The sequence below is a fragment of the Pedobacter sp. PF22-3 genome (genome assembly GCF_026239555.1).
Classification (GTDB): domain Bacteria; phylum Bacteroidota; class Bacteroidia; order Sphingobacteriales; family Sphingobacteriaceae; genus Pedobacter.
Genome location: NZ_JAPIVP010000010.1, coordinates 61747 through 75854, shown reverse-complemented (window position 1 = coordinate 75854; position 14108 = coordinate 61747). Strand labels below are relative to the sequence as shown.

At 39.0% G+C, this 14108-nt stretch carries 14 protein-coding genes and 1 riboswitch; of the genes, 10 read left to right on the top strand and 4 right to left on the bottom strand.

What is annotated here, in order from left to right; translation table 11 throughout:
- Positions 1-77: 77 nt before the first annotated feature.
- Positions 78-587 (top strand): GNAT family N-acetyltransferase, encoded by a 510-nt coding sequence (locus OQX63_RS14055; RefSeq protein ID WP_265851494.1) that lies wholly within the window; start codon positions 78-80, stop codon positions 585-587.
- Between the two features lie 279 nt (positions 588-866).
- Here the strand turns inward: OQX63_RS14055 and OQX63_RS14050 are convergent, their stop codons facing one another.
- From OQX63_RS14050 to OQX63_RS14035, 4 genes are all read right to left on the bottom strand, one after another.
- The gene (locus tag OQX63_RS14050) at positions 867-1373 is read right to left on the bottom strand and encodes a GNAT family N-acetyltransferase (protein ID WP_265851493.1); all 507 of its coding nucleotides are present in this window, start codon (positions 1371-1373) and stop codon (positions 867-869) included.
- A 114-nt stretch (positions 1374-1487) separates the two neighbouring features.
- Positions 1488-2084, bottom strand: a complete 597-nt coding sequence (locus OQX63_RS14045) for a short chain dehydrogenase (protein ID WP_265851492.1) — start codon at positions 2082-2084, stop codon at positions 1488-1490.
- Between the two features lie 64 nt (positions 2085-2148).
- Entirely contained in the window at positions 2149-3282 is a 1134-nt protein-coding gene (locus OQX63_RS14040) for a histidine decarboxylase (protein ID WP_265851491.1), read from the bottom strand.
- A 151-nt stretch (positions 3283-3433) separates the two neighbouring features.
- A complete protein-coding gene (locus OQX63_RS14035) occupies positions 3434-5041 on the bottom strand; it encodes a S41 family peptidase (protein ID WP_265851490.1) in 1608 nt (535 codons plus the stop codon).
- A gap of 189 nt (positions 5042-5230) precedes the next feature.
- Here OQX63_RS14035 and murQ point away from each other — a divergent pair, with 189 nt between their 5' ends.
- The 9 genes from murQ to OQX63_RS13995 all read left to right on the top strand — a co-directional run bounded on the left by murQ (position 5231) and on the right by OQX63_RS13995 (position 14067).
- Positions 5231-6034: an N-acetylmuramic acid 6-phosphate etherase gene (murQ, locus tag OQX63_RS14030; protein ID WP_265851489.1), complete on the top strand. Its 804-nt coding sequence runs from the start codon at positions 5231-5233 to the stop codon at positions 6032-6034.
- A 104-nt stretch (positions 6035-6138) separates the two neighbouring features.
- Positions 6139-6705 (top strand): hypothetical protein, encoded by a 567-nt coding sequence (locus tag OQX63_RS14025; protein WP_265851488.1) that lies wholly within the window; start codon positions 6139-6141, stop codon positions 6703-6705.
- Between the two features lie 20 nt (positions 6706-6725).
- The gene (locus OQX63_RS23470) at positions 6726-6845 is read left to right on the top strand and encodes a DUF4160 domain-containing protein (protein ID WP_416276533.1); all 120 of its coding nucleotides are present in this window, start codon (positions 6726-6728) and stop codon (positions 6843-6845) included.
- A gap of 102 nt (positions 6846-6947) precedes the next feature.
- Positions 6948-7163 (top strand): DUF2442 domain-containing protein, encoded by a 216-nt coding sequence (locus OQX63_RS14020; RefSeq protein ID WP_265851487.1) that lies wholly within the window; start codon positions 6948-6950, stop codon positions 7161-7163.
- A gap of 20 nt (positions 7164-7183) precedes the next feature.
- The gene (locus OQX63_RS14015) at positions 7184-7939 is read left to right on the top strand and encodes a Bax inhibitor-1/YccA family protein (protein ID WP_265851486.1); all 756 of its coding nucleotides are present in this window, start codon (positions 7184-7186) and stop codon (positions 7937-7939) included.
- Between the two features lie 113 nt (positions 7940-8052).
- Positions 8053-8156, top strand: a riboswitch (SAM riboswitch).
- Positions 8157-8290: 134 nt separating this feature from the next.
- Positions 8291-12007 (top strand): methionine synthase, encoded by a 3717-nt coding sequence (metH, locus tag OQX63_RS14010; RefSeq protein WP_265851485.1) that lies wholly within the window; start codon positions 8291-8293, stop codon positions 12005-12007.
- 136 nt (positions 12008-12143) lie between these two features.
- Positions 12144-13097 (top strand): methylenetetrahydrofolate reductase [NAD(P)H], encoded by a 954-nt coding sequence (gene metF, locus OQX63_RS14005; RefSeq protein ID WP_090504322.1) that lies wholly within the window; start codon positions 12144-12146, stop codon positions 13095-13097.
- 171 nt (positions 13098-13268) lie between these two features.
- Positions 13269-13571 (top strand): hypothetical protein, encoded by a 303-nt coding sequence (locus OQX63_RS14000; protein WP_265851484.1) that lies wholly within the window; start codon positions 13269-13271, stop codon positions 13569-13571.
- An 82-nt stretch (positions 13572-13653) separates the two neighbouring features.
- Positions 13654-14067, top strand: coding sequence for a tail fiber domain-containing protein (locus tag OQX63_RS13995; protein WP_265851483.1), 414 nt, complete (start codon positions 13654-13656; stop codon positions 14065-14067).
- The last annotated feature ends 41 nt before the right edge of the window (positions 14068-14108 follow it).

Genomic DNA, 14108 nt, shown 5'->3' with positions numbered 1-14108 from the left:
CTGAGCCTTCGGGTTCTCGACTTCGCTGAGCTCCGCTCGAAATGACAATATTTATTAAATACCCTTACCTTTGCTGCATGCAGTTACAAGTTTTGAATAGCCAGGCAGCTGATATCGATATCATTTTTGGATTTTATGATCTCGCAATCGCCCATCAAAAGAAAGTGTTTAACAAACACTGGCAAGGCTTTAGTAGGGAAATGGTACAAACCGAGATCGATGAAAACCGCCAATATAAAATTCTTGTAGATGGGGTAGTGGCCTGTGTATTTGCCGTTACATTTAACGATCCTTTAATTTGGGGTGCGCGTGATCAGGATGCAATTTATATCCATAGGATTGTAACCCATCCCGAATTTCGCGGCCATTCTTTCGTGAAGGAAATTATAAAATGGGCGAAGGATTACGCCGCAAAGAATAACATTAAATTTATCAGAATGGATACCTGGGCTGATAATGAAAAACTGCTCAAATATTACACGGGTTGTGGTTTTGATTATGTTGGGGTAGTAAGTATGGAAAAAACTGATGGACTGCCGAAACACTATGAAGGAATCAGGTTAAGTTTGTTTGAGATCGTGCTGTAGAGTATTGCAAAGGTTCATCAAGGTGGTTCGTAACGAAATTATTCTGCGATAAATCATCAATATCTTAGCGAGACGAAGGCTAGAGGATAGGTTTAGAAAATCAGTCATCATTTCGACTGGCCTGCATCACCCCTCTTTTGCTTTTTCTAAAACTAACCTTTCAGGATAACGATCATAAGAGCATGATTTCTATATTGGCTATCTGTCCTTTCAGTAAATCTTATCCTATTGCATGGTTTTCCGTGTTTTCCGTGGCAAAATTAATCTGCCCCTACAACATTACTTCAATTCAATTTTCCAGCTTAACATATCATCAACTTCTCCAATATGGATAAAGTTATTTTTTTCTAAAATAGAATAAGAGGCCACATTATCTTTTGTAGTAGCTGCAAAAATTGATTTTACTTTGGGCTGTTCCCTTGCCCACTCTATTAACCGGCCCACCGCTTCAGTCATAAAGCCTTTGCCTCTGAATTCTTTATAAGTGCCATAACCTATCTCGATTTCGCCATTCTGGTCAGGCTCACCAACAAAACAAATATCTCCTACCATTCTATTGTCCGGTTTGGATATAATCGTCCATAAGGTATGATATAGGTAATCTTTATCTTTGTCAAAAACGTTTGGTAAAATAGTTTGTTCCAATGCCTCTTGAAGTGAAGGCGAGATGTTTTTCTTAGTTGGTAGAAGGCCAAACTCTTTTTCTAAAGAATGATCATCTTTAATGTATTTTAAAAGCTGATCGTGTGTTAAGGGTTTTAAAATGAGGCGTTCTGTTTCTATCATATTCGTTTTGTTATATCGACTAATATAAAACTTTGGGTTTTGAATAAGTGAAATTTTACGATAAGCTTTGATTAAATCATGATGTGCTGGACTTTCTCAAATCGCCGAATCTTTTTAATAAACTTTAATGACCTGGCCCGTTAAAATACCCAATACACTTTTTTCATAGGCTTTAACCACCTTCTCCATAGTAACGGGAATTTCTCCAGGGAAAGACTCGAAATAAGCAGGAGAATCTTCAACTACGTTAGGGCTTACAGCATTTATACGGATCCCGTTTCCAAGTTCCGGAGCAGATGCCAAAACAAATGCATTTAAACCTCCATTTATGGTACTCAATGCTGAACCAGCAGCAACAGGATTTTCGGCCAATATACCCGATGTTAATGTAAACGATCCGCCTTTGTTAATGTAATGCTGACCAATAAGCACCAGATTAACCTGTCCCAATAATTTATCCAGCAAGCCACTTTTAAATACCTCGCCCGTTAGCTGATTTACAGGTGCAAAAGGACCTTTTCCGCTTGTGCTGATCAAGGCATCGAAAGCACCGATCTGCTCAAACATATTTTTGATCGATGTTTCATTGGTAATGTCTACCTGAACATCGCCTTTAGTATTTCCTACACGGATGATCTCGTGTTTTGATGCAAATGCTTCAGCTACTTTTTTGCCCAGTGTGCCTGTTGCGCCTACAATGATTATTTTCATTTAAATCTGTTTATGTCTATGGTCATCATTAAACACCGGTTGATTTGAAATGTTTGTATAGGGGTCAATCTTGCAATACCGTTTCAGCTTTAAGGTCGGTAATCAGAAGGTCGATATGCGATTGCGTTACATTTGGCATGCAGATGATATGCGAATTTCCCTGCTCTGCTGCCAGTTGCCATTTTTTACAGATCCTTGCAGATGGGGTGGGGAAGTTTACGGTAATGGCATTTTCATTTCGCCAGGCAGCAATTCCTAGTGCTTTAAGTTTTTGCTCAGTATAAGCTGCGGTTGCTAAGCTGTGAACAGCCCTGCTCTTTAAACCTGATATGCCTAAATGTTTAATAGTATACCATAAAAACAAGGGGCTATGGCCATTTCTCGATCCTGTAATGGTCGTATCAACACTGCCAATATAAGCTACCGAACGGGCAATTCTATCTCGGTTCGATTTTTTTGCGACTACCACCCCACAAGGCATGGGGGAGCCTAAAAATTTATGGCCGCTAATGGCGATGCTGTCTGCGCCATCTTCAAAATCGAATGCTGGTCTTGGTTCAATGAGCGCGCTGTAGGTGCCAGAAAGTGCCGCATCAGCATGGATATAATAATGTTGGATAGCCAGTTTTTTCAAGATGGCTTTAATTTTAGCCACATCATCACGTGCTTCGGTCATGGTAGTGCCAATATTAGCCATAATAATAACAGGCATGTGGCGGTTCATCCGAATGGTATACTCCAGATCTTCATAATCGATTTCTCCGTTTTCCTGGGTACGGATAACGATATTTGGCATATTCAGTAAATGCAGGTTTTTTTGCACACTGTAATGTGTAGCTTCCGAGTAATAAACCATGCCTTTCGGATGTAATTCGCGGCCGAGGTATAAGCCATAAAGATTGCCCTCTGAGCCACCATTGGTAACATAACCCCACCAATTATCAGCTGGTGCGCGAAAAAGTTCAGCAAAAAATTGTACTACTTCTTTTTCCAGTTCTCGAGATCCGACACCATAGGTCGAGGTAACAAAAGGATCACCAAGGTTATTCATCGGGTATTTTAAAAAGTCAGAAAGTGCCTGGTAATCAAAATCTTTAGCTACCGGATAACCTAAAAATAAATTGGTTTGTTCCTTAACCTTTTCCAAAAGAGCTTCCAAAACTTGTTGGTCTTTTGCTGCTAATCTGCTCGCTTCCATAAAAGATATGATTTGCAGGCAAATTTACTTAAACAAAATATAGTATTAAAAATTGTTTTTAAATTAGAATATTATATTGTTTTGTATTATTGAGTGAAATATAATTTCAAAAATGCAAATTGAATTTGCTTCCTAAACATATAAAATATGGCTATTGAAGGTTAAGGAGTGCTTGCCTCACCGCATTGTCGGTTTGGTTGGCGGCCTTGTAGTAGCCTACATCGCCCAGATAATAGCGACAAAGTAAAGCTTTAAGATCATTTAAGATCACATTTTTCGAATTATACAATTGAAAACGATCTATCGCTACATTTTTGCGTTGAAGAAACCCTATAAAGTCCTTAAAGTCATTATCGTTTATGGTAAAGATATTGATGTTCTGTTCTACAAAACTGGCACTGTACTTATTGGTAAGTACATTAAATACATAATCAGAAAGTATTTTCTTACTGACTAAATTACTATAAAACTTATTGTAGCCATTGGTATCCAATTTCACAAATATATCTGGTTGGATACCGCCAATTGGCTTAACTTTTTTATTCGGTTGGATATTTACACCTTCAGTTTTCTCAATAGAATCCTGGAAAGAAGTATGGTCTCCTGTAAGTTCTCCATCCGTCATCCGTTCATCTAGTTCATGTTTATAGGCATCATAACCTTTTTTGTACGATTTCTGGATACTTCTGCCGGATGGTGTATAATATCTAGCGATGGTTAAATTCAATGCAGAGCCATCGCCAAAGGCAAATTGCTCTTGTACCAAACCTTTACCAAAAGAGCGGCGGCCAACAATAATCCCACGGCCTAAATCCTGGATGGCCCCAGCTACAATTTCGCTGGCCGAGGCTGTATTTTCATTAATCAGTACAGCCAGCTTACCATTTTGAAAGGATCCGGTACCGGTAGAAAAATAATCGGTACGTGGCTCATGCTTGCCCTGGGTATACACGATGAGTTTGTTCTCGCCCAAAAACTGATCAGCCAGGCCGGTGGCTGCTGTAAAATAACCACCTCCGTTATCGCGCAGATCTAGAATCAGTTTTTTCATGCCCTTTGCTTTCAGGTTGTTGGCTGCAGCAGCGAAATCATTATCCGTATTGGCGCCAAATTTACTGATCCGCACATAGCCGGTTTCATTGTTAATCATGTAGGCTGCGTCAATACTGCTGATGTTTACTTTACCACGGGTAACCATAATACGGTTGCTCTGTGGCGCTCCCGGGTGCAAAAGCACTACGCTTACACCAGTTCCAGATTTGCCTTTAAAACGGCCGCTAAGTTGATCTTTAGGTAGGTTTCGTCCACTTACTACTGCAGTATCAATACTCAATATCTTATCGCCTAATTTAATTCCCGCTTGGTAAGCCGGCCCATCCTTAACCACGCCAGTAACCATCATGGTATCGTTAAGCATATAATATTCTATGCCTACACCTTCAAAATTTCCCTCCAGGTTATCAGTCATATCCTGTGCATCAGTTGGCGGCAGGTAAACACTATGTGGATCAAGCTGGTGCAAAACACTATCTATAGGTAAGTTTTGAAGCGAATCGGTATTGATATCATCAACATAATTACCATTGATGATGTGTAAGATTTCGTTTAATTTTTCGTCGCTATTTTGAGCCAGCTGAGGACTTTTTTTAACGCCAAAGCCTTGATCCTTAATGAATTTTATGCCCAAAAACATCCCAGCTATTAAGATTACAGAATAGCTTAAAGCGATGAGTATGTTGTTTTTGGTATTTTTTTTCATTGGCGTTAATGCAAATTTATGAAAATTAGCGGGTTGATATATTTTTTAACCGCATTTTCATGTCTTTTGTTTATAATATTTAACATTAATTAACGCCATAAGGTAAATGGTAAAAATTAACACAGATATTTTTGAATTTTTAGCCTAGTTTTTAGAAAGAATTTACCGAATTTTATCAAAATTAAATTTATGAATAGAGTTACCGAGCAAGAATCTAATTATAACCACATCGATCAGATGTCGGTATTAGAGGTTTTGCAGGGCATTAATAACGAAGATAAAACTGTAGCATTTGCGGTTGAAAAATCTTTGCCTCAAATCGAAAAATTAACATCGGCAGTGGCCGAGCGGATGAAAAAAGGTGGTCGACTCTTTTATATAGGTGCAGGCACCAGCGGTCGTTTAGGTGTGGTAGATGCTTCAGAATGCCCGCCAACTTATGGTGTGCCGTTTGATTGGGTTGTGGGAATTATTGCTGGCGGAGATACTGCCATTAGAAGAGCAGTAGAATTTGCTGAAGATAATGCCGAACAAGCCTGGAAAGATCTTCAGGAATTTAAAATTAATGAAAAAGATTGTTTGGTTGGCCTCGCCGCCTCAGGTACTACGCCTTATGTAATTGGTGGATTAAACATGGCACGTAAACATGGTGTTTTAACGGGCTGCATTGTTTGTAATGCCGGTGGGCCTGTTGCTGCAGCATCTGATTTTCCGGTTGAAGTGGTGGTTGGACCTGAGTTTATTACCGGCTCAACCCGCATGAAATCTGGTACGGCGCAAAAAATGGTATTAAATATGTTGAGTACCACGGTTATGGTTCAGCTGGGGCGTGTAGTGGGCAATAAAATGGTCGACATGCAGTTAACGAATCATAAACTGGTAGATCGTGGCACGCAAATGGTGGCCGACGAACTGAATATTGGCTACGATGAAGCTGCCCAATTGTTAAACCGTTATGGAAGTGTGCGAAAAGCTGTTGAAGCAGGACATTAAGAAATGAGAAAAGGATAGAATGAGGGAATGAAAATTGATGTGATGTAGAAATGACCTTAACATTCACGCATTCAAAAACTCGCTCATTCAATAATTAGAAAATTATGCACGAAATTGAGCCTTATTACCAGTGGAGAGATGATTATATTTCGGCAGAAGATGAGCGTTCGCCATTTTACAATACCGAATATTCAGAACTTTACTTCGATAAGCAGATTTACAATTTTTTACTGCACCCACAATGGGATGAGTTTGGTTCGAATACGTTATACATGAAGGTGTTATATGCTGATTATGACCGCAGTTATGCCATTATCGAATTTATCGGCGAGTGGAATGATGCCATTAACAACGACATTATGCTGATGAAGCGCGATATTTTAGAGTTGATGATGGATGAAGGCATTAATAAATTTATCCTGATCGGTGAAAACGTACTTAATTTTCATGCCTCTGATGATAGTTATTACGAAGAATGGTTTCAGGAAGTAGAAGATGGCTGGATTGTTGGGGTGAATTTTCAGGAACACGTCATCACTGAGTTTCGCGATAACAACATTGATTATTACATTAACTTTGGTGGCGCTTTTGATAATCTGCCTTGGCGCACATTGAAACCATTACAGTTCTTTAAAAAAGTTGAAGAACAACTGACAAAAAGATTGAACTAAATGTTTATTTTTAAACTGAGATGCCTACATTATTTATAATTTTTGGACTTCGTTTCTTTTTCTACTCCAATGAGCATTTACCAATACATGTTCATGTCAGAAATGCAGATGGAGAGGCAAATTTGAAGAAGAAGAGGTAAAACTTGTCAGTAATAAAGGATTAAAGAATAAAGATGTTAATCTTGCACAATCTTTGATAGAAGAAAATAAAGAAATTATCATTGCAAAATGGTATGAATATCATGGAAAATAAAATAAAAGTGTGGTTTGAAAATAACCACATCTTCGTTAGAACATCAACAGGTGAAAGTAAAAGCCACCCATTAAGCTGGTTTCCGAAACTATTGAATGCTAGTGCTGAAGAGAGAGAAGATTATAATATTTCTCCTTTTGGTATACATTGGGAAAAAATAGATGAAGATTTAAGTTTCGAGGGATTTTCTTCATTTAAAAAATAATTGCTAAAACAAATTAAAAAATGGAACAACAAAATTATCAATATCAAGACAACAGTGTTTTCGTTCAGGAACGATCTGTTTCTAAAAAATTCTTTGCCAACGTTTTCTTATGGATGTTTGTGGCGTTAAGTTTATCAACCGTAGCCGCCTATTTATTTGGAACTAATGAGCAATTGATGCAATACCTTTTAAATATTAATCCTGCAACTGGAAAAGTGAGCATGTCAATTTTTGGCTACATAGCGATGTTTGCACCGCTGGGATTAGTTCTTTTAATGGGATTTGGTTTAAGTAGATTATCATTACCTGCATTAATTGGCGTTTTCGTTCTCTATTCAGTACTAACTGGAGTGAGTTTAAGTTTTATCTTGTTAACTTATACCTCAGGTTCAATCGTGAGCTGTTTTGCAGGCGCTGCCGGAATATTTGGAATTATGGCATTTATGGGCTACACAACCAATATCGATCTAAGCAAATTTGGACCAATTCTAATGGTTGGGGTTATTGGTTTAGTAATTGCCAGTGTAATTAACATGTTTATTCAAAGCGAACAGTTTAGTTTATTTATGGCATTCATTGGTATTGCAATATTTACAGCATTAACAGCCTATGATGTGCAAAAAATCAAAAGAATTGGCGAAGGAATTGAGGCAAGCGGCGAACAGGTTCTTCAGGTTGAAAGTAAAAAAATGGCTATTGTAGCTGCATTGTCTTTATACTTAGATTTCTTAAACATATTCCTTTTCTTACTTCGTATTTTCGGAAGCAGAAAGTAATCACTAACAGAACAATATTCTTAAGGCTGCGCAGTTTTGCGTGGCCTTTGTAATTTTATTTGGCAGCAAGGCGATAATTTTTGGAAATGATGCCGCTTTGTTGCATTTTTGTATGCTTATTAAGAAAGACGGAGGGATTGGACCCAACGAAGTCTTAGCAACCTGTAACCTACAAGGTGCTAAATTCTATTCTGCAAATAGCAGAAAAAGATAAGTTTAGGATTACGATTCACGTACCAACTTTTTAGATAAGCCTTTTAGAGACTTGAGACCATAGATTTGAGATTTGAGACATTGTGTCTTATTCCCTCTCATATCTCATATCTCATATCTCAAATCTTACAACAACAAATGGGTATAAGAGAAGAATTAGAAAAACGTATTTTGGTGATTGATGGCGCGATGGGTACCATGATTCAGCGATATAACTTAAGTGAAGAAGATTTTAGAGGGGAGCGATTTAAAAACCATCCTTGTGATGTAAAAGGCAATAACGATTTGCTTAACATCACGCGCCCGGATATTATCAAAACAATACACCTGGAGTACCTGGCAGCTGGTGCCGATATTATCGAAACCAATACTTTCAGTACACAGCGCATTTCTATGGCCGATTATCAAATGGAAGATCTTTCGTATGAAATGAGTTTCGAAGGTGCGCGGGTGGCAAAGGAGGCTGTAAATGAATTTATGGCTGCAAATCCTGATCGTAAATGTTTTGTTGCCGGTGCTATTGGCCCAACCAACCGTACCCTTTCCATGTCGCCAAATGTAAACGACCCTGGTTTTAGGGCAGTTTATTTCGATGAGTTGGAAGAAGCTTATTACGAGCAGGTACGTGGATTGGTAGATGGTGGTTCTGATGTATTGTTGATTGAAACCATTTTCGACACCTTAAATGCCAAGGTGGCTATAGTGGCCATTAAAAAATATGAAGAGGTAATAGGTCGTAAACTGGAGATTATGATTTCTGGGACCATTACCGATGCTTCCGGACGAACACTTTCCGGACAAACTGCCGAAGCTTTCTTAAATTCGGTAATGCATGCAAAACCATTAAGTATTGGTTTTAACTGTGCTTTGGGTGCAAAAGAAATGCGCCCGCATATCGAGGAGTTGGCCACAAAAGCAGGTTGTTATGTTTCTGCTTATCCAAACGCAGGTTTACCGAACGAATTTGGTGCTTATGATGAGCAACCACACGAAACGGCCCATCTGGTTGATGATTTTATTGCCTCAGGTTTTGTGAATATTGTTGGGGGCTGTTGTGGTACTACACCTGAACATATTGGCTGTATAGCTAAAAATGCACGAAAAGCCGAACCCCGAAAATTACCTGAGCTTCCGCCATACATGCGTTTAAGTGGGTTAGAACCGGTAACCATTACACCCGAAAGTATTTTTGTAAACATTGGCGAGCGGACCAATATTACCGGATCTCCAAAATTCTCCAAACTGATTTTGGGTGGCGATTACGAAGCCGCATTAGCCGTTGCCCTGCAACAGGTTGAAGGTGGTGCACAGGTAATTGATGTGAACATGGATGAAGGGATGTTGGATTCAGAAGCAGCCATGACAAAATTCTTAAACCTCATTGCCTCCGAGCCAGATATCGCCAAATTGCCGATCATGGTCGATTCATCTAAATGGTCTGTAATTGAAAATGGCTTAAAATGCCTACAGGGAAAAGGAATTGTAAACTCCATTTCCTTAAAAGAGGGTGAAGATAAATTCCGCGAAAGTGCCCGTAAAATTATGCAATATGGTGCTGCCGTAGTGGTAATGGCTTTTGATGAGCAGGGACAGGCCGATAATTACGAACGGAGAAAAGAAATCTGTAAAAGAAGTTACGATATCCTGGTAAACGAAATCGGCTTCCCGGCAGAAGATATTATTTTCGACCCGAATATTTTAACTGTGGCCACCGGACTGGAGGAGCACAACAATTACGCGGTCGATTTTATTAATGCTACCCGCTGGATTAAAGAAAACCTACCTCATGCTAAAGTGAGTGGTGGGGTCTCTAATATTTCGTTCTCTTTCAGGGGAAATAATGTGGTGCGCGAAGCCATGCACTCAGCCTTCCTGTATCATGCCATTCAGGCCGGCTTAGATATGGGCATTGTAAATGCAGGGATGTTAGAGGTTTATCAGGAAATTCCTCCAGAATTATTGGAAAGAGTGGAGGATGTACTTTTAAACAGAAGAGAAGATGCCACGGAGCGATTGGTAGAATATGCAGATACTGTAAAATCAAAAGGTAAAGAGGTAGTTAAAGATGAAGAGTGGAGAAAAGGTTCTGTTGAAGAAAGGCTATCTCATTCTTTAGTGAAGGGAATTGTAGAATACCTGGATGATGATGTGGAAGAAGCCAGACAAAAATATGCCCGCCCGATTCAGGTAATCGAAGGACCGTTAATGGATGGGATGAATATTGTTGGTGACCTTTTTGGTGCCGGAAAGATGTTTTTGCCCCAAGTGGTAAAATCTGCCCGGGTAATGAAAAAAGCCGTAGCTTACCTGTTACCTTTTATTGAGCAGGAGAAACTGGATAATCCCGATCAGAATCAAAATTCTTCTGCCGGAAAAGTATTGATGGCTACCGTGAAAGGAGACGTACACGATATTGGTAAAAATATTGTGGGCGTGGTACTGGCTTGTAATAACTTCGAAATTATAGATATGGGTGTGATGGTTCCGGCACAGGATATCATCAAAAAAGCCAAAGAAATTAATGCTGATATTATTGGTTTGAGTGGATTGATCACGCCATCATTGGATGAAATGGTTCACTTTGCTAAAGAAATGGAGCGCGAAGGGTTTACCATTCCGTTAATTATCGGTGGGGCAACTACCTCACGTATCCATGCGGCGGTAAAAGTAGCCCCAAATTATTCGGGCCCTGCTATCCATGTGTTAGATGCTTCCAGAAGTGTTACCGTTTGCAGTACTTTGATGAACCCCGAAACCAGAGATGAATATATAGCTGGAATCAGAGCTGAATATGATAAAGCACGTGAAGCTCATTTGAACAAACGTTCAGATAAACGCTTTAAAACTTTGGAAGAAGCACGTAGAAACAAATTTAAGATTGATTTTCAGCCAAACTTGCCTGTCCCGGAATTTACAGGTACCAGGGTTTTCGATAACTATCCCTTAGAAGAACTCGTTCCGTATATCGATTGGACACCGTTTTTCCATACCTGGGAACTCCGCGGAAGTTATCCGAAAATTTTCGACGATAAAAATGTAGGCGATGAAGCGAAGAAACTGTTTGATGATGCACAGGTTTTGTTAAAACGCATCCTCGACGAAAAATTATTAACAGCAAGAGCTGTAATCGGTTTCTGGCCAGCGAATGCAGTAGGAGACGATATTATTTTAGAAGTCCCAAGTTCGGAGTCCGAAGTCGGAAGTCCGACTATTGACTCAGGACTTAAGGCTCAGGACTCCAGACTTGTCACTATTCACACTCTTCGCCAACAGGCCGAAAAAGTAGATGGGCAGCCTTACTATGCTTTATCTGATTTTATTGCACCGAAAGAAAGCGGTATTCAGGACTATTTTGGTGGTTTTGCTGTAACTGCAGGTATTGGGATTGATGAATTGGTGAATGAGTTTGAGTCCAATTACGATGATTACAACAGTATTATGGCCAAAGCATTGGCCGATCGTTTGGCAGAAGCCTTTGCCGAGCGCATGCATGAGCGTGTACGTAAAGAGTATTGGGGTTATGCTCAGGATGAAAATCTAAGTAACCAGGAACTGATTAAAGAAGAATACGCAGGTATCCGGCCGGCACCAGGTTATCCTGCATGCCCTGAGCACACCGAAAAAGGAACTTTATTCCAATTGCTTGATGCAGAGAACAAAATAGGATTACACTTAACAGAAAGTTATGCCATGTATCCAACAGCTGCGGTAAGTGGTTTTTACTTCGCACATCCAGATTCAAGATATTTTGGATTGGGAAAAATTACCAAAGACCAGATTGAAGATTACGCCATCAGAAAAAATATGCCGATTGAAGAAGTAGAGCGGTGGTTAAGTCCAAATTTAGCTTATTAACCCTTCACTTTTGTCATCCTGAGAGCAACGAAGGATCTTTAAGTGAAGTATGAATATGACTTGCAGTTAAAAAATAGAAACTGCCATTATGTATGAGATGCTCCATGAGCATTCAGCATGGACAATTAAACAAGGTATGAAGATTACAGACCATATAAAAAACGCAAAGGGTAAAACCCTATTCTCTTTTGAATTATTACCACCTATTAAGGGGCAAAGTATACAATGGATTTATGATGCTATAGAGCCGTTGCTAGAATTTAACCCGCCTTTTATTGATGTAACTTCACTCCGCGAGGATTATATTTATAAAGAACAGGCTAATGGTTTGCTTCAAAAGGTATCTTACCGTAAGCGTCCGGGTACCATTGCCATTTGTGCAGCTATTATTCATAAATATAAAGTTGATGCCGTTCCACACCTCATTTGCGGCGGATTTACCAAAGAAGAAACTGAAAATGCATTGATCGACCTACAGTTTTTGGGGATTGATAATGTTTTGGCTTTGCGTGGCGATGCCCGTAAGGCAGATGGGAATTTTGTGCCAACTCCCGGCGGACACTGTTATGCTACAGATTTAATCGAACATATCAAGAACCATAACGAAGGTAAATTTCTGCACGAAGATGTAGAAACTTTTAAAAGTGATTTCTGTATTGGCGTTGCAGGTTATCCGGAAAAGCACTTCGAAGCACCCAATATGAGTACAGATTTTAAATATCTGAAAAAGAAGGTTGAAGCAGGCGCGGAGTTTATTGTTACGCAGATGTTCTTCGATAACCAGAAGTATTTCGATTTTGTAAAGAAGTGTAGGGAAAACGATATCAATATTCCAATTATACCAGGTTTGAAGCCCATCAGCACCTTGTCGCAGTTAAATGTATTGCCCAAGATATTCCACATTGATTTACCTGATGAGTTAACGGACGCACTATCTCATGCTAAAAATAATAATGAGGCAAAGGAAATTGGTACGGAAGCCATGATCAAACAATGTAAAGAACTGATCGATTTTGGTGCGCCTGTATTGCATTTTTATACCATGGGACGCCCTGAGCAGACCAAGCAGATTGCGAAGGCTATATTTTAATAAAAAGACCTCGCAGGTATTTAAAACCTCGAGGTCCTGATTCAAACTATTATTAACAAAAGCTCCTTGCTTTCATTAAATTGTAGATAGCATCTGCCCAATATTTCAAATTCTTACAGAACATTAAGCTTAAATTGTTGTTTTGGTAGAATAGCATTTATATTTGTAGCAATGAAATTTAATGGTTTTAAATATATATTAATTGCCTGCATTGCACTTGCTTTTTTCTTAAAAGTAAGTCATGTGGTTTCGTATTTAAGCTATTCTGATCATAATGTTGAACTTTTGTCTACAAATGATGATGCAACAGAAAAGGAAGAAAAGAAGATAGAAAGCGAATTTGCAGTATATGAAGTCTTATTTAATGCGACGTTATATTTTCCATTTCAGAGTACAAAAAAGGTGATTATCCCTGATCATTCTTTCCAACTGGCATACTTTCCAGAGGTTTTAACACCTCCGCCATCCATATAATACATCTTTTTAGGTTTATTTCCTGTTTCCAAGAAGCAGAATCAAATTTTCTATTTCAAAAATTACAAAATAATTAATAGATATGAAACGAGCAATTTCATTCGCAGTGCTTTTAATGGCCGCATCTTTAAAAATCAGTGCACAAGAAGTAGTGCAGCATAATGTTAAACCAGTAGAAAACGCTTTAAGCCAGGTTACTAAATTAGCGCCTGTAAGTTTTAATTACGACAAAGCCTGGGCCGGAAAATTAAAATTATCTGCAGGGCCGCAATATGGTTTTGTAGGTACTGATGCAAAAGCAGCCGTTCCAAATATTGTTTCGGTACAATCCAAAGATTACAGCTCAGGTAAAAATGCTTTTAGAAGTGCTACCATTACCAAGGTGGACTATGAGCGTTTAGTTCCGCTTTTGGTAGCCAGCATAAAGGAGCAACAGCAACAGATCGAAGCTTTAAAGCATGAGCTAAAAATGCTAAAATCGCAAGGTGCTAAATAATAACAGATCCCGATGAAAATCTTAGTTGGTCCGGATTTGTA

What these genes read in the sequence shown, in the direction of transcription:
- OQX63_RS14035 (WP_265851490.1), bottom strand. Translation starts at nt 5,041, where the DNA reads ATGAAAAAAAATACCAAAAACAACATACTCATCGCTTTAAGCTATTCT.
- OQX63_RS14015 (WP_265851486.1), top strand. Translation starts at nt 7,184, where the DNA reads ATGGAACAACAAAATTATCAATATCAAGACAACAGTGTTTTCGTTCAG.
- OQX63_RS14025 (WP_265851488.1), top strand. Translation starts at nt 6,139, where the DNA reads ATGCACGAAATTGAGCCTTATTACCAGTGGAGAGATGATTATATTTCG.
- metF (WP_090504322.1), top strand. Translation starts at nt 12,144, where the DNA reads ATGAAGATTACAGACCATATAAAAAACGCAAAGGGTAAAACCCTATTC.
- OQX63_RS14050 (WP_265851493.1), bottom strand. Translation starts at nt 1,373, where the DNA reads ATGATAGAAACAGAACGCCTCATTTTAAAACCCTTAACACACGATCAG.
- OQX63_RS14020 (WP_265851487.1), top strand. Translation starts at nt 6,948, where the DNA reads ATGGAAAATAAAATAAAAGTGTGGTTTGAAAATAACCACATCTTCGTT.
- OQX63_RS14055 (WP_265851494.1), top strand. Translation starts at nt 78, where the DNA reads ATGCAGTTACAAGTTTTGAATAGCCAGGCAGCTGATATCGATATCATT.
- metH (WP_265851485.1), top strand. Translation starts at nt 8,291, where the DNA reads ATGGGTATAAGAGAAGAATTAGAAAAACGTATTTTGGTGATTGATGGC.
- murQ (WP_265851489.1), top strand. Translation starts at nt 5,231, where the DNA reads ATGAATAGAGTTACCGAGCAAGAATCTAATTATAACCACATCGATCAG.
- OQX63_RS23470 (WP_416276533.1), top strand. Translation starts at nt 6,726, where the DNA reads ATGCCTACATTATTTATAATTTTTGGACTTCGTTTCTTTTTCTACTCC.
- OQX63_RS14045 (WP_265851492.1), bottom strand. Translation starts at nt 2,084, where the DNA reads ATGAAAATAATCATTGTAGGCGCAACAGGCACACTGGGCAAAAAAGTA.
- OQX63_RS14040 (WP_265851491.1), bottom strand. Translation starts at nt 3,282, where the DNA reads ATGGAAGCGAGCAGATTAGCAGCAAAAGACCAACAAGTTTTGGAAGCT.
- OQX63_RS14000 (WP_265851484.1), top strand. Translation starts at nt 13,269, where the DNA reads ATGAAATTTAATGGTTTTAAATATATATTAATTGCCTGCATTGCACTT.
- OQX63_RS13995 (WP_265851483.1), top strand. Translation starts at nt 13,654, where the DNA reads ATGAAACGAGCAATTTCATTCGCAGTGCTTTTAATGGCCGCATCTTTA.